This window comes from Pantoea sp. X-Soil-MYKO-1289, assembly GCF_059730625.1.
Genome location: NZ_AP036004.1, coordinates 3,357,682 through 3,383,486, shown reverse-complemented (window position 1 = coordinate 3,383,486; position 25,805 = coordinate 3,357,682). Strand labels below are relative to the sequence as shown.

Sequence of the window (25,805 nt, the reverse complement as noted above, 5' to 3'; positions counted from 1 at the left end):
GGTAACGCTATGACAATATCTCGCTTTTTCGCTGCTTCATTCGCCACGCTGCTGCTGGCGTCGCCGGTTCTGGCCGAAGAGATCGGCTCGGTAGATACGGTATTCAAGATGTTTGGGCCCGATCATAAGATCGTGGTGGAGGCGTTCGACGATCCGGATGTAAAAAATGTAACCTGTTATATCAGTCGGGCGAAAACCGGCGGCATTAAGGGCGGCCTGGGGTTGGCCGAAGATACCGCCGATGCGGCGATCTCCTGCCAGCAGGTCGGGCCGGTTGAGCTAAGCGACGCCATCGCGCAGGGCAAGGCGCAGGGCGAGGTAGTATTCAAGAAGCGCACCTCGCTGGTGTTTAAAAAGCTGCAGGTGGTGCGTTTCTTCGATCAGAAGCGCCATGCGCTGATCTACCTGAGTTACTCTGACAGGGTGGTTGAGGGATCGCCGAAGAATGCGCTGAGCGCGGTGCCGATTATGCCCTGGCGGGAATAAAAAAACGCCCTTCGGGGCATTTTTGAACAACGCAACGCGTTGACCCGTTTACGGGCGCACCTCAGGGATGAGGTGCCTGTCCGCGCGGGCCAGGCTGGCACAATGCCAGCCAACCCTCGATTCCGGCAGGTTTTTTATTCCTGCAGGTCGCCGCAGAAACGGTAGCCTTCGCCGTGGATGGTGGCGATGATCTCCGGCGTATCCGGCGTAGATTCAAAGTGCTTGCGGATGCGGCGAATGGTGACGTCGACGGTGCGGTCGTGCGGCTTCAGCTCGCGGCCGGTCATCTTCTTCAGCAGATCGGCGCGGGTCTGAATTTTGCCCGGGTTTTCGCAGAAGTGCAGCATGGCGCGAAACTCGCTGCGCGGCAGCTTATACTGTTCGCCGTTAGGACTGATCAGCGAGCGGCTGTTGATATCCAGCTCCCAGCCGTTGAACTTATAGCTTTCCACCTGACGGCGCTCTTCGTTCGGCATCGCCAGATTCATGGTGCGCGACAGCAGATTGCGTGCGCGGATAGTCAGCTCACGCGGGTTGAACGGTTTGGTGATGTAGTCATCCGCGCCAATCTCCAGACCAAGGATTTTGTCCACTTCATTATCACGACCGGTCAGGAACATCAGCGCCACGTTTGCCTGCTCACGCAGCTCGCGCGCCAGCAACAGGCCGTTTTTACCTGGCAGGTTGATATCCATGATCACCAGATTGACGTCGTTATCGGTCAATACCTGATGCATTTCAGCGCCGTCGGTTGCCTCATACACGACATAACCTTCCGCCTCAAAAATGCTCTTGAGGGTGTTACGCGTGACCAGTTCGTCTTCAACGATAAGAATGTGTGGGGTCTGCATGTTTCGCTACCTAAAATTTGCCAACAAATCGAAAACAGGGCGTACGCGGGTATTCAGGCTCGCTAAAAAGCGCGATGTGTGGCGCTTAACCGTTGTACGAAATTATGTTCTTGATACACCATCTATCAACGTCAACAACAGTGTTAGCTCAGCCAGTCAGAATGAATATTGCTTGCCCCAGGAGAGAATCTTTTGGCGCATATCCTAACCGTATTAACAGCAACCTAACAGCACCAACAACAACCGATAAGCATAAAAACAACGCTTCGTTGACTTATATCAAATGCAATTGTAGCACGTTAACACTTGTGTGAAAAACTTCTCTTGTAATGCAAGCTTAGCTCACAAAAAATATCAATTACGCTACATATACACATTATGTATACGCAAATGACAATTGTGGCGGCCTCGCGATTACGCTGCTGATTAGAATCATTTTTCAGCGCTTAATCCTGGTTATTGCCAGGTACGATTGCATTGAAGGCTGTGAAGGTTATTTATAAGGTTTTAACATCCTTAACAAATTATTTCTCCACCCCCCGACATTCCGGCTTTAACAACTGCGCATGCTACTATACGGCGCGATTTCTAAACACAAATGGAATAATCATGCGTTTCCCCCTTATTCTGGTTTCGCCCGCCCGGGCGGAAAATATTGGCGCAGCGGCGCGGGCAATGAAAACCATGGGCTTTCGCGAATTGCGCATCGTCGCCAGCGACGCCTGGCAGGATCCTGCCGCGCGGCGAGTCGCGCACGGCGCAGGCGACATTCTCGATAGCCTGCGCACCTTCGACACCCTGAGCGACGCGCTGGCCGATATCGACTTCTCCGTCGCCACCACGGCGCGCAGCCGCGCTAAATTTCGCTACTACGCCACGCCGCAGCAGGTCGAAGCGCAGCTGCTGGAGAAGCGTCAGTGGGTGAGCAGCATGGCGCTGGTCTTCGGGCGCGAGGATAGCGGGCTGACGAATGAAGAGCTGGATCAGGTCGATCTGCTGACCGGCATCGCGATGGCGCAGGATTATCCTTCGCTCAACCTCGGTCAGGCGGTCATGGTGTACTGCTATCAGCTCTCCTCGCTTAATCGCGTGGCGCCGCCCGCGGCGGTGCAGGCGGATCCGCAGCAGCTGGAGGCGCTGCGCCACCGTTTTGAACGGCTGCTGCAGACGCTGGAGGTAGGCGACGATCGCAAAATGGCCGACTGGATCGATCAGCGTATCGGCCTGCTGGAGCAGCGCGACAGCGCCATGCTGCACCGTCTTCTGCATGATGTAGAAAAAAAACTTATAGATAAATCTTCCTGAAAAAGCGCCTTTCACAGCGGCTGATCGCAAAAAGCGCGCAGCAGGCAAACGATTCTGCAGGCGATTTCCGGCTCGGCAGGCAGCAGTGCGCAGCGGCGAAAAAGTCGCCGCCGGACAAATTCGTTGACTTGATCGGCGCTTTGCTTTACTTCTGGAAGGCAGACAGACTCTAAAAGACAGACAGAAAAAATCTCAATGCGTAACTCAACCAGCCTGAACATCACCATTATTACAACCACCATTACCACAGGTAACGGTGCGGGCTGACGCATACAGGAAAAACAGAAAAAAGCCCGCACCTGAACAGTGCGGGCTTTTTTTTCGGCAAAAATTCAGGAGAGCTTTAACATGCGAGTGCTGAAATTCGGTGGGACCTCGGTAGCGAACGCGGAACGTTTTCTTCGCGTCGCTGACATTCTGGAAAGTAATGCGCAGCAGGGACAGGTTGCCACCGTACTCTCTGCACCTGCGAAGATTACCAACCATCTGGTGGCGATGATCGAGAAGACCATCAGCGGCCAGGACGCGCTGCCCAATATCAGCGACGCCGAGCGCATTTTCGACGAGCTGCTGCAGGGGCTGGCGCAGCAGCAGCCGGGCTTCGACTATGACGGGCAGAAAACCCGCGTCGACCTGGAGTTCGCCCAGCTGAAGCAGGTGCTGCACGGCATCAGCCTGCTGGGGCAGTGTCCCGACAGCGTCAACGCCGCTATTATCTGCCGCGGCGAGAAGCTCTCCATCGCCATCATGGAGGCGCTGCTGCTGGCGCGCGGCCACGGCGTCACCGTGATCGATCCGGTGGAGAAGCTGCTGGCCGTCGGCCACTATCTCGAATCCACCGTCGATATCGCCGAATCGACGCGCCGCATCGCCGCCAGCCAGATCCCGCCGCGAAATATGATCCTGATGGCCGGCTTTACCGCAGGCAACGAGAAAGGCGAGCTGGTGGTGCTGGGCCGTAACGGCTCCGACTACTCCGCCGCGGTGCTGGCCGCCTGTCTGCGCGCCGACTGCTGCGAAATCTGGACCGATGTCGATGGCGTCTACACTTGCGATCCGCGTCAGGTGCCCGACGCGCGCCTGCTGAAGTCGATGTCCTACCAGGAGGCGATGGAGCTCTCCTATTTCGGCGCGAAAGTGCTGCATCCGCGCACCATCGCGCCTATCGCGCAGTTCCAGATCCCGTGCCTGATTAAAAACACCGCCAACCCGCAGGCGCCTGGCACGCTCATCGGCGGCGAAGGCGAGCAGGACGAAAACCCGGTCAAGGGCATCACCAATCTGAATAATATGGCGATGTTCAACGTCTCCGGGCCGGGCATGAAGGGCATGGTCGGCATGGCGGCGCGCGTCTTCGCCGCCATGTCGCGCACCGGGATTTCAGTGGTGCTGATTACCCAGTCCTCTTCTGAATACAGCATCAGCTTCTGCGTGCCGCAGAACGAGCAGGCGCGGGCGCGCCGCGTGCTGGAGGAGGAGTTCTATCTGGAGCTGAAAGATGGCCTGCTCGATCCGCTGGGTGTGATGGAGCAGCTGGCGGTGATTTCCGTGGTCGGCGACGGGATGCGTACCCTGCGCGGCATCTCCGCGAAATTCTTCTCCGCGCTGGCGCGCGCCAATATCAATATCGTCGCCATCGCGCAGGGCTCGTCAGAGCGCTCGATCTCGGTAGTGGTGAACAACGATGACGCCACCACCGGCGTGCGCGTGGTGCACCAGATGCTGTTCGCCACCGATCAGGTGATTGAAGTCTTTGTGGTTGGCGTCGGCGGCGTCGGCGGCGCGCTGCTGGATCAGCTCTATCGCCAGCAGGCGTGGCTGAAACAGAAGCATATCGATCTGCGCGTCTGCGGCATCGCCAACTCGCGCGCGCTGCTGACTAACGTGCACGGCATCGACCTGAGCGACTGGAAAGGCGCGCTGAGCGAAGCCAAAGAGCCGTTTAATCCTGACCGCCTTACACGACTGGTGAAAGAGTATCACCTGCTGAATCCGGTGATCGTCGACTGCACCTCCAGCCAGGCGGTGGCCGATCTCTATGCCGACTTCCTCGGCGACGGTTTCCACGTGGTAACACCGAACAAAAAGGCCAACACCTCCTCCTGGAATTACTATCAGCAGATGCGCGCTGCCGCTGCGAAATCGCGTCGTAAATTCCTCTACGACACCAACGTCGGCGCGGGACTGCCGGTGATTGAAAACCTGCAAAATCTGTTAAACGCCGGCGACGAGCTGATTAAGTTTTCCGGTATCCTCTCGGGGTCGCTCTCCTTTATTTTCGGCAAGCTGGACGAGGGCGTGTCGCTCTCTGAGGCGACGATGCTGGCGCGCGAAATGGGCTTTACCGAGCCCGATCCGCGCGACGACCTCTCAGGCATGGACGTGGCGCGCAAGCTGCTGATCCTGGCGCGCGAGGCGGGCCATAAGCTGGAGCTGAGCGATATCGAGATTGAGCCGCTGCTGCCCGCCAGCCTGAACGAGATCGCCGACGTCGAAACCTTTATGCAGCGTCTGCCGGAGCTGGACGGCGCCTTCGCCGCGCGCGTCGCCGCAGCGCGTGATGAAGGAAAAGTGTTACGCTTCGTCGGCGCGATCGAAGAGGGCGGCGTCTGCAAAGTGAAGATTGACGCGGTCGACAGCAACGATCCGCTCTATAAAGTGAAAAACGGCGAGAACGCCCTGGCGTTTTACAGCCGTTATTATCAGCCGATCCCGCTGGTGCTGCGCGGATACGGCGCGGGAAATGATGTGACCGCGGCGGGCGTCTTCGCCGATCTGCTGCGCACCCTGTCGTGGAAGTTGGGAGTTTGATGATGGTAAAAATTTACGCACCGGCCTCGATTGGCAACGTCAGCGTCGGCTTCGACGTGCTGGGCGCGGCGGTGTCGCCGGTGGATGGCGCGCTGCTGGGCGACTGCGTCACGGTAGAAGCGGCGCCGCGCTTTTCGTTGCAGAACAGCGGACGCTTTGTCAGCAAGCTGCCGGACGATCCCAAAGAGAATATTGTTTATCAGTGCTGGCAGCGCTTCTGCGAAGCGATCGGCGAAGAGGTGCCGGTGGCGATGACGCTGGAGAAAAATATGCCGATCGGCTCTGGCCTCGGCTCCAGCGCCTGCTCGGTGGTAGCTGGCTTAATGGCGATGAACGAGTTTTGCGGCAAGCCGCTCAGCGACACTCAGCTGCTGACGCTGATGGGCGAGCTGGAGGGGCGCATTTCCGGCAGCGTGCATTATGACAACGTCGCGCCATGCTTTCTCGGCGGCATCCAGCTGATGCTGGAGGAGAACGGCATCATCAGCCAGGCGGTGCCGGGCTTCGACGACTGGCTGTGGGTGATGGCCTATCCGGGCATTAAAGTCTCTACCGCCGAAGCGCGCGCCATTCTGCCCGCGCAGTATCGCAAACAGGATGTGATCAAACACGGCCGTCTGCTGGCGGGCTTTATTCACGCCTGTCATAGCGGGCAGCCGCTGCTGGCCGCTAAACTGATGCAGGATGTGATCGCCGAACCTTACCGCACCAAACTGCTGCCGGGCTTTGCCGAGGCGCGTCAGGCCGCCGTTGACATCGGCGCGCTGGCGTGCGGCATTTCGGGTTCCGGCCCGACGCTTTTCGCCGTTTGCAATCAGATGGAAACGGCGCAGCGGATGGCGGACTGGCTGCGCCAGCACTATCTGCAGAATGATGAAGGCTTCGTCCATATTTGCCGTCTTGATACGGCTGGCGCACGTAAACTGGGATAACGCATGAAACTCTATAACCTTAAGGATCATAACGAGCAGGTGAGCTTTTCGCAGGCGGTGAAACAGGGCCTGGGATCGCAGCAGGGGCTCTTCTTCCCGCTTGAACTGCCGGAATTCGAGCTGACCGACATCGACGCGATGCTGGAGATGGATTTCGTCAGCCGCAGCAGCAAAATTCTCTCTGCCTATATTGGCGATGAAATCGCGCCGCATCAGCTGGCCGAACGCGTTAAAACCGCCTTTGCGTTTCCCGCGCCGGTGGCGAAAGTCAGCGACGATATCTCCTGCCTGGAGCTGTTCCACGGCCCGACGCTGGCGTTTAAAGATTTCGGCGGCCGCTTTATGGCGCAGATGCTCTCTTACGTCTCGGGCGCGGACGAGCAGATCACTATCCTGACCGCGACCTCCGGCGATACCGGCGCGGCGGTGGCGCACGCCTTTTACGGCATGGAAAACGTCCGCGTGGTGATTCTCTACCCGCAGGGCAAAATCAGCCCGCTGCAGGAGAAGCTGTTCTGCACGCTGGGCGGCAATATCGAAACTATCGCTATCGACGGCGACTTTGACGCCTGTCAGGCGCTGGTGAAGCAGGCATTCGACGACGAGGAGCTGAAAAAGGCGATCGGCCTGAACTCCGCGAACTCCATCAATATCAGCCGCCTGCTGGCGCAGATCTGCTACTACTTCGAAGCGGTGGCGCAGCTGCCGCAGGAGAAACGCAATCAGCTGGTGGTGTCGGTGCCGAGCGGCAACTTCGGCGATCTCACCGCCGGCCTGCTGGCGAAATCGCTCGGCCTGCCGATCAAGCGTTTTATCGCCGCCACCAACGCCAACGACACCGTGCCGCGCTTCCTGCAGGACGGCAGCTGGACGCCGAACGCCACGGTCGCCACGCTGTCGAACGCCATGGATGTCAGCCAGCCGAATAACTGGCCGCGCGTAGAGGAGCTGTTCCGCCGCAAAACCTGGCGCCTGACCGATCTTGCCTACGGCGCAGTGAGCGATGAGACCACCGAGGCGACGATGCGCGAGCTGGCGGAAATCGGCTATATCTCCGAGCCGCACGCAGCCATCGCCTATCGTCTGCTGCGCGATCAGCTGCAGGAAGGGGAGTTCGGCCTGTTCCTCGGCACGGCGCACCCGGCGAAATTCAAGGAAAGCGTAGAGGCGATCCTCGGCCAGGCGCTGCCGCTGCCGCAGGCGCTGGCGGATCGCGCCGGCCTGCCGCTGCTGTCGCACGCGATGCAGGCGGATTTCGCGCCGCTGCGCGCGTTTTTACTTAAGGCCTGACTGACGCCTGTAAAAAGGGCGGCCTCCTGGCCGCCCTTTTTTTATTTCTGCTCGTAACGCTTAAACACCAGCTCGTTCTCGCTGCTGCTTGCCTCATCATAGAAATAGCCGTCGACATCAAACGCCTTCAGCGCTTCGGGATCGGTCAGGCGATGCTGAATAACGTAGCGGCTCATCAGGCCGCGCGCCTTTTTAGCGTAAAAGCTGATGACCTTAAAGGCGCCGTTCTTTTCATCGAGGAATACCGGTTTCACCAGGCGGCCCTGCAGCTGCTTCGGCTTGATCGCCCGGAAATACTCGTCCGACGCCAGATTAATAAGCACCTCGTCGCCCTGTTCCTGCAGCGCGGCGTTGATATGCTGCGTCAGCAGATCGCCCCAGAAGCTGTAGAGATCTTTGCCTGCCGGACTGGCCAGCTTAATCCCCATCTCGAGACGATAGGGCTGCATCAGGTCGAGCGGACGCAGCACGCCGTACAGGCCGGAGAGCATGCGCAGATGCTGCTGGGCAAAGTCGAAATCTGCCTCGCTGAAGCTCTCCGCCTGCAGGCCGGTGTAAACGTCGCCTTTGAACGCCAGAATCGCCTGGCGCGCATTCTCCGGCGTAAAGTCGGGCTGCCAGCTGTTGAAGCGTTCGGCATTCAGGAGCGCCAGCTTGTCGCTGATGCCCATAAGCGAAGCGATCTGCGCCGGTGAGAGATCGCGCGCCACCTCAATCAGCTGTTGTGATTTTTCTAACAGCGCAGGCTGGGTATAGCGCCGGGTCGCCAGCGGGCTGCTAAAGTCGAGCGTTTTGGCGGGTGAGATCACCATTAACATAGTCGCTTCCTCGGTTATCCTTTGTCGCTACAGGGAAATGTCACTTGTCAGGCCGCCGAGTGTAACAAAAAAGCCGCAGCGACAGGCAAATCGCAGCCATTCGTTCGCGCTATCGTAAACGGCATCTGGCGACCTTGCGCCTCGGTTGCCGCATGATATTATCGCAACAGCCTTTTTCACCCTGACATTACATAAGAGACAACAGACATGACGGACAAACTGACCTCCTTGCGTCAACTCACCACCGTTGTCGCCGACACCGGCGATATCGCAGCCATGAAGCTCTATCAGCCGCAGGACGCCACCACCAACCCTTCTCTGATCCTCAACGCCGCGCAGATCCCTGAATACCGCAAGCTGATCGACGAAGCGATTAGCTGGGCGCGCGAGCAGAACGGCAGCAAAGATGAGCTGATCTCGCTGGTGTCGGACAAACTGGCCGTCAACATTGGTCTGGAAATCCTCAAGCTGATCCCGGGCCGCATCTCGACCGAAGTCGACGCGCGTCTCTCCTACGACACCGAAGGCAGCATCGCCAAAGCGCGAAGCCTGATCAAACTCTACAACGACGCGGGCATCAGCAACGACCGTATCCTGATCAAGCTGGCGTCGACCTGGCAGGGCATCCGCGCGGCGGAGCAGCTGGAAAAAGAGGGCATCAACTGTAACCTGACGCTGCTCTTCTCCTTCGCACAGGCGCGCGCCTGCGCCGAAGCGGGCGTGTTCCTGATTTCGCCGTTCGTGGGCCGTATCCTCGACTGGTACAAAAACAACACCGACAAGAAAGAGTACGCGCCGCACGAAGATCCGGGCGTGGTGTCGGTTTCTGAAATCTACAGCTACTACAAGCAGCACGGCTATGAAACCGTGGTGATGGGCGCGAGCTTCCGTAACGTCGGCGAGATTCTGGAACTGGCGGGCTGCGATCGCCTGACCATTTCTCCGGCGCTGCTGAAAGAGCTGGCGGAGAGCGAAGGCACGGTTGAGCGCAAGCTGAGCTACAGCGGCGACGTCAAAGCGCGTCCGGCGAAAATGACCGAATCTGAGTTCCTGTGGCAGCACAACCAGGATCCGATGGCGGTCGCGAAACTGGCGGAAGGCATCCGCAACTTCGCCGTCGACCAGGGCAAGCTTGAGAAAATGATTGCCGACCTGCTGTAATCTGTTGCCGTGGCGGCCTCGCCGCCACGGTTTTCTCTTTGCCTCACTTTCTATTATCCTCTCTGCTATTCCTCTTTTGTCTTACCGCTTTGCGGTCAACCCGGGTAACAACATCATGGATACTTTACGCATTGGCCTGATCTCCGTTTCCGATCGCGCTGCGAACGGCATATATCAGGATCAGGGCATTCCGGCGCTGGAAGCCTGGCTAAGCAGCGCGCTGGCGACCCCTTTTACCACCGAAACCCGTCTGGTCCCGGATGAGCAGCCGCTGATCGAACAGGCGATCTGCGAGCTGGTGGACGAGCGTTTCTGCCATCTGGTACTGACCACCGGCGGCACCGGCCCGGCGCGCCGCGACGTCACGCCCGACGCCACGCTGGCGGTGGCCGACCGCGAGATGCCCGGCTTTGGCGAACAGATGCGTCAGATTAGCCTGCAGTTTGTGCCTACTGCCATTCTGTCGCGCCAGGTCGGCGTGATCCGCAAACAGTCGCTGGTGCTGAACCTGCCGGGACAGCCGAAATCGATTAAAGAGACGCTGGAAGGGGTGAAAGAGGCTGACGGCAAGGTGAAAGTGCCAGGGATTTTCGCGGCTGTACCTTATTGTTTACAGCTGCTGGAAGGGCCTTATGTCGAAACGCACAGCGAAGTGGTAGCAGCTTTTCGCCCCAAAAGCGCTATAAAGCAGATAAATAACTAAAGATCCGTCATTTCAGGCATAGCCTCTGGCGACGCTGGTGTAGTGAAAGATGGACGGTATAGTAAGCGTAAATTTACAAATCCAACTTTACCTCTGGAACCTGTACGCTTATGGATTCACATGCTGCCCATCGCCTGAAAAAGCAAGATTACAAAACGCTGTCGCTGGCCGCGCTCGGCGGCGCGCTGGAGTTCTACGACTTTATCATTTTCGTCTTTTTCGCCGCGGTTATCGGCGAACTCTTTTTCCCGCCTGATATTCCTGACTGGCTGCGCCAGCTGCAGACCTTTGCCATTTTCGCCGCCGGCTATCTGGCGCGCCCGCTCGGCGGCCTGATTATGGCGCATTTCGGCGACAAGGTGGGGCGCAAGAAAATGTTCAGCCTGAGCATCCTGCTGATGGCGCTGCCGACGCTGGCGATGGGCGTGCTGCCAACCTACGATACGGCAGGCATCGCCGCGCCGCTGCTGATGCTGCTGCTGCGCCTGCTGCAGGGCGCGGCGATTGGCGGCGAAGTGCCGGGCGCCTGGGTGTTTGTGGCGGAGCATGTGCCAGAAAAGCGCATTGGTTTCGCCTGCGGCACCCTGACCGCCGGACTGACGGCCGGCATCCTGCTCGGTTCGCTGGTAGCGACCGCCATCAACAGCAGCATGACGCCGCAGACGGTCGCCAGCATCGGCTGGCGTATTCCCTTTTTCCTCGGCGGGCTGTTTGGGCTGTTGGCGATGTATCTGCGTCGCTGGCTACATGAGACACCGGTTTTCCAGCAGATGCAGCAGCGTAAAACGCTGGCCGATACGCTGCCGTTAAAAACGGTGCTCACTCACTATAAAGGCGGCGTGCTGCTCTCTATGCTGCTGACCTGGCTGCTCTCCGCCTGTATCGTGGTGGTGATTTTAATGGCGCCTGCGCTGATGCAGAAACAGCACGCCATCGGCGCCGCGCTGAGTTTGCAGGCCAACTGTCTGGCGACGGTCATGCTGCTGGCGGGCTGCGTGATTGCCGGGTGGCTGGTGGACTGGATGGGCGCGGCGAAAACCCTGATGGGCGGCTCACTGCTGCTGGCGGTTTGCAGCTGGCATTTTTTCGCCAGTCAGACGCCGGATGGCGATGGCCTCTTCTTCAACTACGGGCTGGCGGGGCTGAGCGTCGGCGTGGTGGGCGTGGTGCCATATCTGATGGTGCGCGCCTTTCCGGCGCCGGTGCGTTTTACCGGCATCTCTTTCTCCTACAATGTCGCCTATGCCATCTTTGGTGGCCTGACGCCCATCTTCGTCACGCTGATCCTGCGCCTGACGCCGCTGGCGCCCGCCTGGTATGTGCTGGCGCTGGCGCTGCTCGGATTGCTGATCGGGGTGTGGCTTTACCATGTCGAACGGCAGGGCGCGCTGGCGAGCGATACGCGCCTATAGCCAGGCGCGTCAGGAGGGATTAGTCGACGGCAGCCGCTTTCGGCGTCGCCGCGGCGCGCTTCATCAGCGGCGCGGTAAGCAGGTAAACAAGGCAGGCGACGATAATCGAGTTGAAAACCGGCACGCCGCGCTCAACCAGCAGTCCGGTGGCGCTGCCTGCCACGCTGGCGATTAGCGCAGGCCAGCCGATAAGCCGCGAGGTCGCCGGCAGCGCGTTGCTGTCGCGGCTTTGCGCCAGCGTCTGGCGATCGGTCTTCAGCAGATAGTAATCCACAATCATCACGCCCAGCACCGGCGGGAAAATCACGCCCAACAGCTCCAGAAAATCCACGAAGCGATCGAGAATGCCCAGCACTGAGCAGAGCGTGCCGAGAAAACCGAGCAGCAGGGTGATGACGCTATAGCGCGGCTTAAAGCCGGTCAGCCCTTCCGTGGCGTTGGCGATGCCCAGCGCCGAAGAGTAAAGGTTAAGGTCGTTGATGCGCAGGGTCGAAAAGACCACCGCGAACAGCCCCAGCGTGCTGGTCGTCTGGGTAATAATGGCGATGATGTCAGAAGTATGCAGCTCTTTCGCTATCAGAATGGCCAGTCCGTTAACGCCGTACTCGCCCGCCAGAATGGTCAGCAGCGTGATGGCGAAAACGTCTTTGCCGCTGCGTGAGAAGCGCGTCAGATCTGGCGTCATCAAACTAGCGAGAATGGCGCCGCCGATCACCATGGTAATGGCGGCGCTCGCGGTAATGGCCTCTGTGGCCGCAACCGGCGGAATAGCGCTGCCCGCCTGACCGTGAAAGGCGTGCCAGAAGATCCAGCCGACCAGCGCGATAAACAGCGGAACCGCCACGCGTGCGGTAAAGCGCAGCGCCTTAAAGCCAAAGGCGACCAGCAGCGTCAGCACCGCGCCCGACAAGGAGGCGGACTGCGCGAAGCTCAACTTGCCGTCCAGGGCGTAGCTCAGCGACCGGGCGAAAACCGCATTCTGAATGCCAAACCAGCCCAGCAGACTGATGGCGACCAGCAGGCCGATGAGAACCGAGCCGTGGCGGCCGAAGCCGCACCAGCGCGCCAGCAGGCTGCCCGACAGACCTTCGCGCATCCCGGCGTAGCCGAGCGCGAAAGTCAGAAAGCCAAACAGCAGGCTCGCCAGGGTAATGGCGGTAAAGGCTTCGCCGAGCGTCATGCTGTTGCCGAGCACGGCGCCGAGCATAAACTGATCGAGCGCGGTCAGCATGCCCATATGCACGATAGCGACGCTAAGCAGCGAGAGCCTTTCGCCCGCAGGCACCCGGCTCAACGGGTAGTCATCAAATTTACTCACGCAGGTTTTCCTTGCCGGTTTAAATAAAAGAGACGCCTTTGCTGAGCAGCTTCTCTGGCAGATAGTTCTCCAGCGACTCAGCGCGGCAGTACTGCTCGAACTGCTGCAGCGAATGCACGCCCGATTTTTGATAGAGGGAGGCGATGCGGTTGCCGATGGTTTTCACGCTGAGGTTGTAAATCCGCGCGATCTCTTTGGCGCTGAATCGCCTGAGCAGCAGAAAAATCACATCCAGTTCGGCGGGCGTAAAAAGAGGGTGTTCAAGCTGGGTGTTTAGCACTGAACTCTTTTGCGGATGAATAAACGTCAGCGCGGTAATGCTTTCCACCGGACGCGCGTTCCAGATACAGCCCAGAAAAACGTTACGGCTATCAAAGACCGGGAATTTTTCGCTGATAAAAGGGGTAAGGTAGTTTTTCCCATACCAGTAGTGCGTTTCTATAACGGCGACGCACGCTTTCAGCTTTCTGGCTTTTTCGTCATGCTCGCAAAAATCATCGGCGCAGTCGCTCCAGGGGGTGGGAAACTCATTATCTTTTTTTCCCTCTAAAGAATAGTTTTTAGGCGTAGCGGTATATAAGCGCGCCGCGCTATTCATATAGAGGTGTTGTGACGCCGCGTCTTTAAAACCCCATGGCGTAGGTAATAGATCCATGGTGGTGGCAAAGGCGGCAAGAAAATCGTCGATACTGCGATATGGGCTGCCCATAGCGCCTCGCTGATTAGGGGCGGATTATAATCTTTTTGCCAGATAATATCGGGCAAAGCGCTGCGCGTAGCCATCCTGTTCGCCGTAGACGCGGTAGCCTAGCTTCTCGTAGAAGCCGCGCGCCTGAAAGCTTAAGGTATCCACTACCGCCATATGACAGCCGCGGCGGCGCGCTTCTTCTTCGGCTTTTTGCATCAGCTCGCGTCCGGTGCCGTGTTTGCGATGCGTCTCGTCGATCCATAAATAGTGGATATCCAGCGTGCCGAACCAGGTGTGCGCCAGCAGTCCGCCCTGAATATGCTGTTCATCATCATACAATATAACGTTGAGCGGCTTCATATTCACGTCGGCGAAGCGGCTATTATGCTGCCAGAGCTGTTGAATAATATATTCTTCAGTCTGACTATCCTCAATATGGCTGACCTTTATTTCCATATAATAATGTCCATATGATAAAAACAGGAAATGAGCTGAGGGGAGATGAAATGCTCGGAATTTCCATTACTACCATGAGGTTCGGCGGGACGCAAGAGATAATATCCCCCCTGTGATTTAACCCCCTTAATATTATGATTGGCCCAGTTATTTAATGAGATGGCATCGCGACTATTCGCCGGTATCAGGGAAAAGAGAAAACCAGTTAGCTTTGTAATAATAACGATAATATATTTTTTTCGACTCCTTCGCTGAGTCGTACGCTTCACATCACGCTAAATCAATATGTCGTTCAACAGGCTGCGCGTTGCGCGGCCTTTTTCTTTGCGCAGCCGAAAGCGCCAGGCGCGGACGGCGCGGCCAAGCCGGCAGCGAAAAAAAATTTTCTTTTAACCCTTGATGCGCTTCGAAGCGGCCCCATCTAGTTGTCATCGAGCGTTGTGAGCCCGGGAAAAAAAGCGAGTAATGGCGGTTGAAAGCCAACAAAGCGCCCGCATTAAGGGGTTCACAACCCAAATTGACAAAGAATTTAAGTGGGAGACGTTTAGATGGGTAAGATTATTGGTATTGACCTGGGTACAACCAACTCTTGTGTTGCGATCATGGACGGCGGTAAAGCGCGCGTGCTGGAGAATGCCGAAGGCGATCGCACCACGCCCTCAATTATTGCCTATACGCAGGATGGCGAAACTCTGGTGGGCCAGCCGGCTAAACGTCAGGCGGTGACCAACCCGCAGAATACGCTGTTCGCTATCAAGCGTCTGATCGGCCGTCGCTTCCAGGACGAAGAAGTGCAGCGTGATATTAAAATCATGCCGTACAAAATCACCTCTTCCGACAATGGCGATGCCTGGCTGGAAGTAAAAGGTCAGAAAATGGCGCCGCCGCAGATCTCTGCGGAAGTGCTGAAAAAAATGAAAAAGACCGCTGAAGATTACCTCGGCGAGCCGGTGACCGAAGCTGTTATCACCGTTCCGGCCTACTTCAACGATGCGCAGCGTCAGGCGACCAAAGATGCCGGCCGTATCGCAGGTCTGGAAGTAAAACGCATTATCAACGAACCGACCGCAGCCGCGCTGGCTTACGGTCTGGATAAAGGCCAGGGCAACCGCACCATCGCGGTTTACGACCTGGGCGGCGGTACCTTCGATATCTCTATTATCGAAATCGATGAAGTCGACGGCGAAAAAACCTTTGAAGTGCTGGCGACCAACGGTGACACCCACCTGGGCGGCGAAGACTTCGACAGCCGTCTGATCAACTATCTGGTTGCCGAATTCAAGAAAGATCAGGGCATCGATCTGCACAACGATCCGCTGGCGATGCAGCGCCTGAAAGAAGCGGCAGAGAAAGCGAAAATCGAGCTCTCTTCTGCGCAGCAGACCGACGTTAACCTGCCGTATATCACGGCGGACGCGACCGGTCCGAAACACCTGAACATCAAAGTGACCCGCGCGAAGCTCGAGTCGCTGGTAGAAGATCTGGTCAGCCGCTCTATCGAGCCGCTGAAAGTCGCGCTGCAGGATGCGGGACTCTCTGTCTCCGACATCAACGACGTGATCCTGGTCGGTGGTCAGACGCGTATGCCGATGGTGCAGTCCAAAGTGGCTGAGTTCTTCGGTAAAGAGCCGCGTAAAGACGTTAACCCGGACGAAGCGGTCGCTGTCGGCGCTGCGGTACAGGGCGGCGTGCTGGCGGGCGATGTAAAAGACGTGCTGCTGCTGGACGTGACCCCGCTGTCGCTGGGTATCGAAACCATGGGCGGCGTGATGACCTCGCTGATCAGCAAGAACACCACGATCCCGACCAAGCACAGCCAGGTGTTCTCAACCGCTGAAGACAACCAGTCTGCCGTGACCATTCACGTGCTGCAGGGCGAGCGTAAGCGTTCAAGCGATAACAAATCGCTGGGCCAGTTCAACCTGGACGGCATTCAGCCGGCGCCGCGCGGCATGCCGCAGATCGAAGTCACCTTCGATATCGATGCGGACGGCATCCTGCACGTTTCAGCGAAAGACAAGAACAGCGGTAAAGAGCAGAAGATCACCATCAAAGCCTCTTCCGGTCTGAACGAGGACGAAATCGAAAAAATGGTTCGCGATGCAGAAGCGAACGCTGAATCGGATCGTAAGTTCGAAGAGCTGGTGCAGACGCGCAACCAGGGCGACCAGATTGCGCACAGCACCCGCAAGCAGCTGGAAGAAGCGGGCGATAAACTCTCCGCTGACGACAAAGCGCCAATCGAGTCCGCGCTGAGCGAGCTGGAAACCGCGCTGAAAGGCGAAGACAAAGAGGCGATCGACGCTAAAATGCAGGCGCTGATGCAGGTTTCCAGCAAGCTGATGGAAGCGGCGCAGCAGCAGCAGGCAGGCGGCGCGGACGCAGCCGACGCTTCTGCGAAGAAAGACGACGACGTGGTCGACGCTGAATTCGAAGAAGTGAAAGACAACAAAAAATAATTGCCCCTGACCGGGCGCGACGGTTGGCCTGACAGCCGTTGAAACCAGCACGGGCGTAGGAGATCTCTCCACGCCCGTGCGAGCATGTTAAGGGCTAAAAATGGCGAAGAGTGACTACTACGAGATTTTAGGCGTCTCCAAATCCGCAGACGAACGTGAAATTAAAAAGGCGTATAAACGCCTGGCGATGAAATTTCACCCCGACCGCAATCCGGGTGACAAAGAAGCGGAAGCCAAATTCAAAGAGGTCAAGGAAGCCTACGAAATCCTGACCGACGCGCAGAAGCGCGCGGCATACGATCAGTACGGTCATGCGGCCTTTGAACAGGGCGGCATGGGCGGCGGTGGATTCGGCGGCGGCGGCTTTGGCGGCGGCGGCGCGGACTTCAGCGATATCTTTGGCGACGTCTTCGGCGATATCTTTGGCGGCGGTCGTCGTCAACGCGCAGCGCGCGGCGCCGATTTACGCTACAACATGGAGCTGACGCTGGAAGAAGCGGTGCGCGGCGTGACCAAAGAGATCCGCATCCCGACGCTGCAGGAGTGCGACGTCTGCCACGGCAGCGGCGCGAAGGCGGGTTCTCAGCCGCAAACCTGTCCGACCTGCCACGGCGCAGGCCAGGTGCAGATGCGTCAGGGCTTCTTTACCGTGCAGCAGGCCTGTCCGACCTGTCACGGCCGCGGCTCGGTGATTAAAGATCCGTGCAACGCCTGCCATGGTCATGGACGCGTCGAGAAATCGAAAACCCTGTCGGTGAAAATTCCCGCAGGCGTGGATACTGGCGATCGCATTCGTCTCAGCGGCGAAGGCGAAGCGGGCGAGCAGGGCGCGCCGGCCGGCGATCTCTACGTTCAGGTATCGGTGAAGAAACACCCGATCTTCGAGCGTGAAGACAACAACCTTTACTGCGAAGTGCCGATCAACTTCGCCATGGCGGCGCTGGGCGGCGAGATCGAAGTGCCGACGCTGGACGGACGCGTGAAGCTCAAAGTCCCGGCTGAAACCCAGACCGGCAAGCTGTTCCGCATGCGCGGTAAAGGCGTTAAGTCGGTACGCGGCGGCGCGGTTGGTGATCTGTTGTGCCGCGTCGTGGTGGAAACGCCGGTCAATCTGAACGAGAAGCAGAAAAAGCTGCTGCGCGATCTGGAAGAGAGCTTCGGCGGTCCGACCGGCGAGAACAACAGCCCGCGTTCGAAAAGCTTCTTCGACGGCGTGAAGAAGTTCTTTGACGATTTAACTCGCTAATCCGTATCCGGTAAGCATGAAGCCAGCGCTCAGTCGCTGGCTTTTTTTATGCTCTTTTTTTCCCCATAGAGCTTAAAGTTCCGTAAAGAGATCTTTTAATAACCGAACAACGGTTTGTTAACCGTTATGATAGCCGCTGCTCTGGAATAGCACAGGTAATAAGTCGGGAGATAATGTGAATATTAAACTTAAAAAATGGCTACAGAATGATGCTACAAGCGGCATCGTGCTTATCCTGGCGGCTGCGCTGGCGATGTTTCTGGCGAACTACGCTGGCACCCAGCAGGCTTATCAAAACCTGCTGGCTATACCGGTCGAGTTCCGCTTTGGATCGCTTGATATCAGCAAGAACCTGCTGCTGTGGATCAATGACGCGCTGATGGCGATCTTCTTCCTGATGGTCGGCTTAGAGGTAAAGCGCGAGATGGTGATGGGCGCGCTGGCGAAGCGCGAACAGGCGATTTTCCCGCTGATTGCCGCGCTGGGCGGCATGCTGGTGCCCGGACTGCTGTTTCTGGCGTTTAACGGCGCAGATGCTGCTACGCGCAGCGGCTGGGCGATTCCCACCGCCACCGATATCGCCTTCGCGCTGGGCATCCTCGCGCTGCTCGGCAGCCGCGTGCCGCCGGCGTTGAAAATCTTCCTGATGGCGCTGGCGATTATCGACGATCTCGGCGCGATCGTGGTGATTGCGCTGTTCTACACCAGCGATCTGTCGATGGCCGCGCTGGGCGTCGCCGCTGCGGCGATTGTCGTGCTGGCGGCGATGAATCTGCTGAACGTGCGCAATACCGGCCTCTATCTGCTGGTCGGCATGGTGCTGTGGACCGCGGTGCTGAAATCGGGCGTGCATGCGACGCTGGCGGGCGTGGTAGTCGGCTTCCTGATCCCGCTGAAAAAGCAGGAGGGCCATTCACCGGCGATTCATCTTGAGCATGCGCTTCATCCCTGGGTGCGCTGGCTGATCCTGCCGCTGTTCGCCTTCGCCAATGCGGGCGTATCGCTGGAGGGCATTCACGCAGGGGATATCTTCTCGCTGCTGCCGCTGGGGATTGTCGCGGGACTGCTGATTGGCAAGCCGGTGGGCATTACGCTTTTCTGCTGGCTGGCGGTGAAGTTCAGGCTGGCGACGCTGCCGCAAAATACCCGCCTGGCGGATATCGCCGCGGTCGGCGTGCTGTGCGGCATCGGCTTTACCATGTCGATCTTTATCGCCTCGCTGGCCTACGGCGAGAGCAATCCGCAGCTTATCACGCTGGCGAAGCTGGGCATTTTGCTAGGGTCGATTCTCTCTGCAGTAGCGGGCTATGTGATTCTGGGGCGGCGTCTGGCGCAGCGAACGGCTTAGCGGTCGCCTTTCATCGGGCAGCGTCTGGATCAGGCGCTTGCCTGGAGCCTGGCGTTTGCTTAAGACGAAAAAAAACCGGCTAAGCGCCGGTTCTTTTTACAAAGCGATGAACAAAGGCTTACGCCATTTTGTTGATCTGAGCAGTCAGGTTAGCTTTATGACGTGCAGCTTTGTTTTTGTGGATCAGACCTTTAGCAGCCTGACGGTCCACGATCGGTTGCATTTCGTTAAATGCGTTCTGCGCAGCAGCTTTGTCGCCAGCTGCGATCGCCGCGTATACTTTCTTAACGAAAGTACGCATCATAGAACGACGGCTCGCGTTATGCTTGCGACGTTTTTCAGATGTTACGGCGCGTTTCTTAGCTGATTTGATATTAGCCAAGGTCCAACTCCCAAATGTGTTCTATATGGACAAATCAAAGGCCGAGGACTATGCCTTTTGAGCCTTCTTTTGTCAATGGATTTGTGCAAATAAGCGTCGTTTTACAAACCACGCCCGGTTACGTAATTGATGGCGCAAGATTCTACCAGCTTCCCCTCGTTGAATACAGCCTTTCCCAACAAAATTCTCGGATAAACGGGCGGCATGCGCTGAGCCCCGATAAATGGCGCCTTCTGCGCAGGAAAGGTGTGGCTACGGGTTAACCTTAGCCGGTTTCAAGGGTATAATCCGCCGATTTCCACCGGTTTGAGTCAGCCATGAAGTTTATCCGCGGTATTCATAATCTAAACGAGCAGCATCGCGGCTGCGTCCTGACCATTGGTAACTTCGACGGCGTGCATCGCGGCCACCAGGCGCTGATGGCGCGCCTGTGCGAAGAGGGACGAAAACGCCAGCTTCCGGTGATGGTGATGCTGTTCGAGCCGCAGCCGCTTGAGCTGTTTGCCGGAGACAGAGCGCCTGCGCGCCTGACGCGCCTGCGGGAGAAGCTGAGGTTCCTGGCGGAGGCGGGCGTCGATCGCGTGCTCTGCGTGCGCTTTGACCGCCGCTTCGCTGCGCAGTCGGCGCAGTGTTTCATCACCGATCTGCTGGTGGATAAGCTGGGCGTCAAGTACCTGGCGGTGGGGGATGATTTCCGCTTTGGCGCTGGTCGTCAGGGCGATTTCCTGTTATTACAGAAGGCGGGTGCCGAGTACGGCTTTGACGTCGTCAGCACCGAAACCTTCTGCGACGGCGGCAAGCGCATCAGCAGCACCGCCGTGCGTCAGGCGCTGGCCGATGACGACTTAGCGCTGGCGCAAACGCTGCTGGGCCATCCTTTCAGTATCTCTGGCCGCGTCGTGCACGGCGATGCACTGGGACGCACCATCGGTTTTCCCACCGCGAATCTCCCTTTACGCCGCATCGTCTCGCCGGTGAAAGGCGTGTATGCGGTGGAAGTGCTCGGCCTGGGCGCGCCCGTTCCCGGCGTCGCCAATATCGGCACGCGACCGACGGTAAAAGGATTGCGCCAGCAGCTTGAAGTTCACCTGCTTGACATCAATATCAATCTGTATGGAAAGCACATTGATGTGGTGCTGAAGCATAAGATACGTAACGAGCAGCGCTTTGCCTCACTGGAGGCGTTGAAAGAACAAATTGCGAAAGATGTGGTAACCGCCCGGCACTTCTTTGGGCTTTAACCCCGCAAAATACGGAAACGAGAATCTGATGAGTGACTATAAATCTACCCTGAATTTGCCCGAAACGGGGTTCCCGATGCGTGGCGATCTTGCCAAACGCGAGCCGGGAATGCTGCAGCGCTGGTATGATGACAACCTGTACGGCATCATCCGCGAAGCCAAAAAAGGGAAAAAAACCTTTATCCTGCATGACGGCCCTCCCTATGCCAACGGCAGCATCCATATTGGTCACTCAGTTAACAAGATTCTGAAAGACATTATCGTTAAGTCGAAAGGCATGGCGGGCTTCGACTCGCCTTACGTGCCGGGCTGGGACTGTCACGGTCTGCCGATCGAGCATAAGGTCGAGCAGATGATCGGCAAGCCGGGCGAGAAGGTCACGCCGGCCGAATTCCGCGAAGCGTGCCGCAAATACGCCGCCGAGCAGGTAGAAGGGCAGAAGGCGGACTTTATCCGTCTCGGCGTGCTGGGCGACTGGGATCGTCCCTACCTGACGATGAACTTCCAGACCGAAGCCAATATCATCCGCGCGCTGGGCAAAATCATCGGCAACGGTCATTTGCACAAAGGCGCGAAGCCGGTGCACTGGTGTCTGGACTGCCGCTCGGCGCTGGCGGAAGCGGAAGTCGAATACTATGACAAAACCTCGCCCTCTATCGACGTTATGTTTAACGCGGTAGACCGCGACGCGGTGCGCGCGCAGTTCGGCGACGCGCCGGTCAACGGCCCGATCTCGCTGGTGATCTGGACCACCACGCCCTGGACCATGCCGGCCAACCGCGCTATCTCGCTGCATCCGGAATTCGACTATCAGCTGGTGCAGATCGACGGTCGCGCCCTGATCCTGGCGAAAGAGCTGGTCGAGAGCGTGCTGAAGCGCGCTGGCGTCGCCGAGTGGACCGTGCTGGGCGAATGCAAAGGCGCGGCGCTGGAGCGTCTGACCTTCCAGCATCCTTTCCTGGTGAACATTCAGTCGCCGGTGGTGCTGGGCGAACACGTGACCCTCGAAGCCGGTACCGGCGCCGTGCACACCGCGCCGGGCCACGGTCCGGACGACTATGTCATCGGCCAGAAATATGGCATCGAAGTGGCGAACCCGGTTGGCCCGGACGGCACCTATCTGCCGGGCACCTATCCGACCCTCGACGGCCTGAACGTCTTCAAAGCCAACGACGTCATCGTTGAGCTGCTGAAAGAGAAGGGCGCGCTGCTGCATGTGGAAAAACTGCTGCACAGCTACCCGCACTGCTGGCGTCACAAAACGCCGATCATCTTCCGCGCCACGCCGCAGTGGTTCATCAGCATGGATCAGAAAGGGCTGCGCGCGCAGTCGCTGAAAGAGATCAAAGGCGTGCAGTGGATCCCGGACTGGGGCCAGGCGCGTATCGAAGCGATGGTGGCCAATCGCCCGGACTGGTGCATCTCGCGTCAGCGCACCTGGGGCGTGCCGATGGCGCTGTTTGTGCATAAAGAGACCGAGCAGCTGCATCCCGATACGCTGGCGCTGATGGAGAAAGTCGCGCAGCGCGTCGAGCAGGACGGCATCCAGGCGTGGTGGGATCTCGATCCGCGCGATCTGATGGGCGACGACGCCGACAATTACGTCAAGGTGCCGGATACGCTGGACGTCTGGTTTGACTCCGGCTCCACCAGCTATGCGGTGGTTGACGCCCGTCCGGAATTCGGCGGCCACGCGCCCGATATGTATCTGGAAGGCTCCGACCAGCATCGCGGCTGGTTTATGTCCTCGCTGATGATCTCGACCGCGATGAAAGGCAAAGCGCCTTATCGTCAGGTGCTGACCCACGGCTTTACCGTCGATGGTCAGGGCCGCAAGATGTCCAAGTCGATCGGCAACACCGTTTCGCCGCAGGACGTGATGAACAAACTGGGCGCGGATATTCTGCGTCTGTGGGTCGCCTCTACCGACTACTCCGGCGAGATGGCGGTCTCCGACGAAATCCTGAAACGCTCTGCCGACGCCTATCGTCGTATCCGCAACACCGCGCGCTTCCTGCTGGCGAACCTCAACGGCTTCAACCCGGAAACCGATATGGTGGCGCCGGAAGAGATGGTGGTGGTGGATCGCTGGGCGGTCGGCCGCGCGCAGGCGGCGCAGGCGGACATCGTCGCGTCGTACGAAAACTACGATTTCCACGAGGTTATCCAGCGCCTGATGCAGTTCTGCTCGATCGAGATGGGCTCGTTCTATCTGGATATCATCAAGGATCGCCAGTACACCGCGAAGCGCGACAGCCTGGCGCGTCGCAGCTGCCAGAGCGCGCTGTGGCATATCGCCGAGGCGCTGGTGCGCTGGATGGCGCCGATCATGTCCTTTACCGCCGACGAAATCTGGGGCTATCTGCCGGGCAAACGCGCGCAGTACGTCTTCACCGAGGAGTGGTATAGCGGCCTGTTCGGCCTGTCGCAGGACGAGGCGCTGAACGACGCCTACTGGGCGGAGCTGCTGAAGGTGCGCGGCGAAGTCAACAAGGCGATCGAGCAGGCGCGCGGCGACAAGCGTATCGGCGGCGCGCTGGAAGCGACCGTGACGCTCTATGCCGATGCGGCGCTGGCGGAGAAGCTGCAGGCGCTGGGCGACGAGCTGCGCTTTGTGCTGCTGACCTCAGGCGCGACGGTGGCGGACTACGCGCTGGCGAGCGAAGAAGCGCAGCAGAGCGAGCTGGTAAAAGGTCTGAAAATCGCGCTGCATAAAGCGGAAGGCGAGAAATGCCCGCGCTGCTGGCACTACACTACGGACGTCGGCCAGAACGCGGAGCATCTTGCCGTGTGCGGACGCTGTTACACCAACCTGGCCGGCAACGGCGAAGAGCGTAAATTTGCCTGATGCGTAAACCTATTCTCTCAACCGGCTTACGCTGGGTATGGCTGGTGCTGGCGGTGATCCTGGTCGATTTCGCCAGCAAACAGTGGGTGATGAACAACATGATGCTGCATGAAACGCAGCCGCTGATGCCGTTCCTCAACCTGTTCTACGCGCACAACTACGGCGCGGCGTTCAGCTTCCTGGCGGATAAAGGCGGCTGGCAGCGCTGGTTCTTCGCCGGCATCGCTATCGCTATCGTGGTGGCGCTGCTGGTGATGATGTACCGCAGCCGCGCCAGCCAGAAAATCGTTAATATCGCCTACGCGCTGATTATCGGCGGCGCGGCGGGCAACCTGTTCGATCGTGCTTATCACGGATTCGTTGTCGACTTTATCGACTTCTATATCGGCGACTGGCACTTCGCCACCTTTAATATCGCTGACTGCGGCATCTGTATCGGCGCCGCGTTAGTGGTGCTGGAGGGCTTTCTCAGCCCCTCTGGCAAACAGGCAAAACAAGGGTAAGACATGAGTGTCTCTGTAGAGCGCGACAGCGCGGTGCTGCTGCATTTCACGCTGAAGCTTGAGGATGGCTCCGTCGCGGAGTCGACCTCTGCGTCCGGCAAACCGGCGCTGTTCCGCCTGGGCGACGGCAGCCTTTCCGCCGCGCTGGAGCAGGAGCTGCTGGGACTGAAGGCGGGCGATAAGCACGCCTTTACGCTGGCGCCGGAAGCGGCGTTCGGCGCCGTCAGCCCGGATCTGATCCAGTACTTCTCGCGCCGCGACTTTATTAATGCGGGCGAGCCGGAAATCGGCGCCATCATGCTCTTTACCGGCATGGGCGGCAGCGAAATGCCCGGCGTGATCCGCGAAATCTCCGGTGATTCCATCACCGTGGATTTCAACCATCCGCTGGCCGGTCATCAGGTTCACTTCGATATCGACGTGCTGGAAGTCAATCCGGCACTGGAGGCAAACGATGCAAATCCTGCTGGCTAACCCGCGCGGCTTCTGCGCCGGCGTCGATCGCGCCATCAGCATTGTCGAGCGCGCGCTGGAGATGTACGGCGCGCCGATCTATGTGCGCCATGAAGTGGTGCACAACCGCTACGTGGTGAACAGCCTGCGCGAACGCGGCGCAATCTTTATCGAAGAGATCAGCGAAGTGCCGGATAACGCCATTCTGATCTTCTCGGCGCACGGCGTATCGCAGGCGGTGCGCGCCGAAGCGAAAGCGCGCAGCCTGACTATGCTGTTCGACGCCACCTGTCCGCTGGTGACCAAGGTGCATATGGAGGTGGCGCGCGCCAGCCGTAAAGGGGTGGAAGCGATCCTGATCGGCCATGCCGGGCATCCGGAAGTCGAAGGCACCATGGGCCAGTACAGCAACCCGAACGGCGGCATGTATCTGGTGGAGTCGCCGGAAGATGTCTTTAAGCTGCAGGTAAAGGATGAGAGCAATCTCTGCTTTATGACGCAGACCACGCTGTCGGTCGATGATACCTCTGACGTGATCGATGCGCTGCGCGCGCGCTTTCCAGCAATTATCGGGCCGCGTAAAGACGATATCTGCTATGCCACCACCAACCGTCAGGAAGCGGTGCGCGTGCTGGCGCGCGATGCGGAAGTGGTGCTGGTGGTCGGCTCGAAAAACTCTTCAAACTCCAATCGCCTGGCGGAGCTGGCGCAGCGTGCCGGCAAGCTGGCGAAACTGATCGACTCCGCGGATGACATCCAGGAGGAGTGGGTAAAAGGCATTGCGTGTATCGGCGTAACCGCTGGCGCATCGGCGCCCGACATTCTGGTGCAGCAGGTGATCCAGCGCCTGCGCGAAATGGGTGGCGAAGCGGCCATCGAGCTGATCGGCCGCGAAGAGAACATTGTTTTTGAAGTGCCGAAAGAGCTGCGCGTCGAAGTGCGCAACGTGCAGTAATCCAGCACCTCAGCTTGCTGAAAGGCCGACGACAGTCGGCCTTTTTTATGGGCGAAAGGGTTGAGTTCCAGCCAGCGGAATTGCTTTTACTGATAATCGGTAAGCGCTACCCTGAAATTCTAATTATCCCGGTTTAGTA

Annotated in this window: 24 protein-coding genes and 1 other annotated feature; of the genes, 17 read left to right on the top strand and 7 right to left on the bottom strand. The window is 58.4% G+C overall.

The window, feature by feature from the left end:
* Window positions 1-9 precede the first annotated feature (9 nt).
* The gene (gene creA, locus AC6I7Z_RS16120) at window positions 10-486 is read left to right on the top strand and encodes a protein CreA (protein ID WP_033749411.1); all 477 of its coding nucleotides are present in this window, start codon (window positions 10-12) and stop codon (window positions 484-486) included.
* 134 nt (window positions 487-620) lie between these two features.
* Here creA and arcA read toward each other — a convergent pair whose 3' ends face one another.
* A complete protein-coding gene (gene arcA / locus AC6I7Z_RS16115; RefSeq protein WP_123798056.1) occupies window positions 621-1,337 on the bottom strand; it encodes a two-component system response regulator ArcA in 717 nt (238 codons plus the stop codon).
* Between the two features lie 609 nt (window positions 1,338-1,946).
* On the opposite strand from arcA, the gene AC6I7Z_RS16110 reads away from it, so the two are divergent.
* Complete coding sequence (locus AC6I7Z_RS16110; protein WP_497814942.1) at window positions 1,947-2,642, top strand: tRNA/rRNA methyltransferase; 696 nt, start codon at window positions 1,947-1,949, stop codon at window positions 2,640-2,642.
* An 11-nt stretch (window positions 2,643-2,653) separates the two neighbouring features.
* Here AC6I7Z_RS16110 and AC6I7Z_RS16105 read toward each other — a convergent pair whose 3' ends face one another.
* Window positions 2,654-2,869: a hypothetical protein gene (locus AC6I7Z_RS16105; protein WP_497814941.1), complete on the bottom strand. Its 216-nt coding sequence runs from the start codon at window positions 2,867-2,869 to the stop codon at window positions 2,654-2,656.
* On the opposite strand from AC6I7Z_RS16105, the gene thrL reads away from it, so the two are divergent.
* The 4 genes from thrL to thrC all read left to right on the top strand — a co-directional run bounded on the left by thrL (window position 2,838) and on the right by thrC (window position 7,675).
* The gene (gene thrL, locus AC6I7Z_RS16100; protein WP_071997498.1) at window positions 2,838-2,909 is read left to right on the top strand and encodes a thr operon leader peptide; all 72 of its coding nucleotides are present in this window, start codon (window positions 2,838-2,840) and stop codon (window positions 2,907-2,909) included. The two genes, AC6I7Z_RS16105 and thrL, sit on opposite strands and share 32 nt — an antisense overlap.
* Window positions 2,848-2,965 (top strand) — a sequence feature (Thr leader region). (Overlaps the previous gene by 62 nt.)
* Window positions 2,966-2,990: 25 nt before the next feature.
* Window positions 2,991-5,453 carry a bifunctional aspartate kinase/homoserine dehydrogenase I gene (gene thrA / locus AC6I7Z_RS16095; RefSeq protein ID WP_497814940.1) on the top strand — a complete coding sequence of 821 codons (2,463 nt, stop codon included), beginning with the start codon at window positions 2,991-2,993 and terminating at the stop codon, window positions 5,451-5,453.
* Between the two features lie 2 nt (window positions 5,454-5,455).
* Entirely contained in the window at window positions 5,456-6,385 is a 930-nt protein-coding gene (thrB, locus tag AC6I7Z_RS16090) for a homoserine kinase (RefSeq protein WP_497815465.1), read from the top strand.
* A gap of 3 nt (window positions 6,386-6,388) precedes the next feature.
* Window positions 6,389-7,675 carry a threonine synthase gene (gene thrC / locus AC6I7Z_RS16085; protein WP_497814939.1) on the top strand — a complete coding sequence of 429 codons (1,287 nt, stop codon included), beginning with the start codon at window positions 6,389-6,391 and terminating at the stop codon, window positions 7,673-7,675.
* Window positions 7,676-7,716: 41 nt separating this feature from the next.
* Here thrC and yaaA read toward each other — a convergent pair whose 3' ends face one another.
* The gene (gene yaaA / locus AC6I7Z_RS16080; protein ID WP_497814938.1) at window positions 7,717-8,493 is read right to left on the bottom strand and encodes a peroxide stress protein YaaA; all 777 of its coding nucleotides are present in this window, start codon (window positions 8,491-8,493) and stop codon (window positions 7,717-7,719) included.
* A 207-nt stretch (window positions 8,494-8,700) separates the two neighbouring features.
* Between yaaA and tal the strand changes: the two genes are divergently transcribed.
* The 3 genes from tal to AC6I7Z_RS16065 all read left to right on the top strand — a co-directional run bounded on the left by tal (window position 8,701) and on the right by AC6I7Z_RS16065 (window position 11,769).
* Complete coding sequence (gene tal, locus AC6I7Z_RS16075) at window positions 8,701-9,654, top strand: transaldolase (RefSeq protein ID WP_033749420.1); 954 nt, start codon at window positions 8,701-8,703, stop codon at window positions 9,652-9,654.
* Between the two features lie 115 nt (window positions 9,655-9,769).
* A complete protein-coding gene (mog, locus tag AC6I7Z_RS16070) occupies window positions 9,770-10,357 on the top strand; it encodes a molybdopterin adenylyltransferase (RefSeq protein ID WP_497814937.1) in 588 nt (195 codons plus the stop codon).
* Window positions 10,358-10,467: 110 nt separating this feature from the next.
* Window positions 10,468-11,769: an MFS transporter gene (locus tag AC6I7Z_RS16065; protein WP_497814936.1), complete on the top strand. Its 1,302-nt coding sequence runs from the start codon at window positions 10,468-10,470 to the stop codon at window positions 11,767-11,769.
* A 19-nt stretch (window positions 11,770-11,788) separates the two neighbouring features.
* On the opposite strand, the gene AC6I7Z_RS16060 is transcribed toward AC6I7Z_RS16065, so the two are convergent.
* Genes AC6I7Z_RS16060 through AC6I7Z_RS16050 form a run of 3 tightly spaced genes read right to left on the bottom strand, consistent with a single transcriptional unit; the run spans window position 11,789 to window position 14,231 of the window.
* Window positions 11,789-13,087, bottom strand: a complete 1,299-nt coding sequence (locus AC6I7Z_RS16060; protein WP_497814935.1) for a cytosine permease — start codon at window positions 13,085-13,087, stop codon at window positions 11,789-11,791.
* 19 nt (window positions 13,088-13,106) lie between these two features.
* Window positions 13,107-13,796: a helix-turn-helix transcriptional regulator gene (locus AC6I7Z_RS16055; protein WP_497814934.1), complete on the bottom strand. Its 690-nt coding sequence runs from the start codon at window positions 13,794-13,796 to the stop codon at window positions 13,107-13,109.
* A gap of 24 nt (window positions 13,797-13,820) precedes the next feature.
* Window positions 13,821-14,231: a GNAT family N-acetyltransferase gene (locus tag AC6I7Z_RS16050; protein ID WP_497814933.1), complete on the bottom strand. Its 411-nt coding sequence runs from the start codon at window positions 14,229-14,231 to the stop codon at window positions 13,821-13,823.
* 548 nt (window positions 14,232-14,779) lie between these two features.
* On the opposite strand from AC6I7Z_RS16050, the gene dnaK reads away from it, so the two are divergent.
* From dnaK to nhaA, 3 genes are all read left to right on the top strand, one after another.
* Window positions 14,780-16,690, top strand: a complete 1,911-nt coding sequence (gene dnaK / locus AC6I7Z_RS16045; protein ID WP_033793446.1) for a molecular chaperone DnaK — start codon at window positions 14,780-14,782, stop codon at window positions 16,688-16,690.
* A gap of 100 nt (window positions 16,691-16,790) precedes the next feature.
* On the top strand, window positions 16,791-17,936 hold the full coding sequence (gene dnaJ / locus AC6I7Z_RS16040; RefSeq protein ID WP_033749431.1) for a molecular chaperone DnaJ: 1,146 nt from the start codon (window positions 16,791-16,793) through the stop codon (window positions 17,934-17,936).
* 175 nt (window positions 17,937-18,111) lie between these two features.
* Window positions 18,112-19,284, top strand: a complete 1,173-nt coding sequence (gene nhaA, locus AC6I7Z_RS16035) for a Na+/H+ antiporter NhaA (protein WP_497814932.1) — start codon at window positions 18,112-18,114, stop codon at window positions 19,282-19,284.
* A gap of 118 nt (window positions 19,285-19,402) precedes the next feature.
* Here nhaA and rpsT read toward each other — a convergent pair whose 3' ends face one another.
* Window positions 19,403-19,666: a 30S ribosomal protein S20 gene (rpsT, locus tag AC6I7Z_RS16030; protein WP_033749434.1), complete on the bottom strand. Its 264-nt coding sequence runs from the start codon at window positions 19,664-19,666 to the stop codon at window positions 19,403-19,405.
* 317 nt (window positions 19,667-19,983) lie between these two features.
* Here rpsT and ribF point away from each other — a divergent pair, with 317 nt between their 5' ends.
* The 5 genes from ribF to ispH are packed head-to-tail and all read left to right on the top strand — an operon-like array spanning window position 19,984 to window position 25,666.
* Entirely contained in the window at window positions 19,984-20,907 is a 924-nt protein-coding gene (gene ribF, locus AC6I7Z_RS16025) for a bifunctional riboflavin kinase/FAD synthetase (RefSeq protein ID WP_497814931.1), read from the top strand.
* A 28-nt stretch (window positions 20,908-20,935) separates the two neighbouring features.
* Window positions 20,936-23,755 carry an isoleucine--tRNA ligase gene (ileS, locus tag AC6I7Z_RS16020; RefSeq protein ID WP_497814930.1) on the top strand — a complete coding sequence of 940 codons (2,820 nt, stop codon included), beginning with the start codon at window positions 20,936-20,938 and terminating at the stop codon, window positions 23,753-23,755.
* The gene (lspA, locus tag AC6I7Z_RS16015) at window positions 23,755-24,258 is read left to right on the top strand and encodes a signal peptidase II (RefSeq protein WP_048782340.1); all 504 of its coding nucleotides are present in this window, start codon (window positions 23,755-23,757) and stop codon (window positions 24,256-24,258) included. The genes ileS and lspA overlap by 1 nt, the downstream gene beginning before the upstream one ends.
* A 3-nt stretch (window positions 24,259-24,261) precedes the next feature.
* The gene (gene fkpB / locus AC6I7Z_RS16010; RefSeq protein WP_497814929.1) at window positions 24,262-24,732 is read left to right on the top strand and encodes an FKBP-type peptidyl-prolyl cis-trans isomerase; all 471 of its coding nucleotides are present in this window, start codon (window positions 24,262-24,264) and stop codon (window positions 24,730-24,732) included.
* Window positions 24,713-25,666, top strand: coding sequence for a 4-hydroxy-3-methylbut-2-enyl diphosphate reductase (ispH, locus tag AC6I7Z_RS16005; RefSeq protein WP_276723683.1), 954 nt, complete (start codon window positions 24,713-24,715; stop codon window positions 25,664-25,666). The genes fkpB and ispH overlap by 20 nt, the downstream gene beginning before the upstream one ends.
* Window positions 25,667-25,805 lie beyond the last annotated feature (139 nt).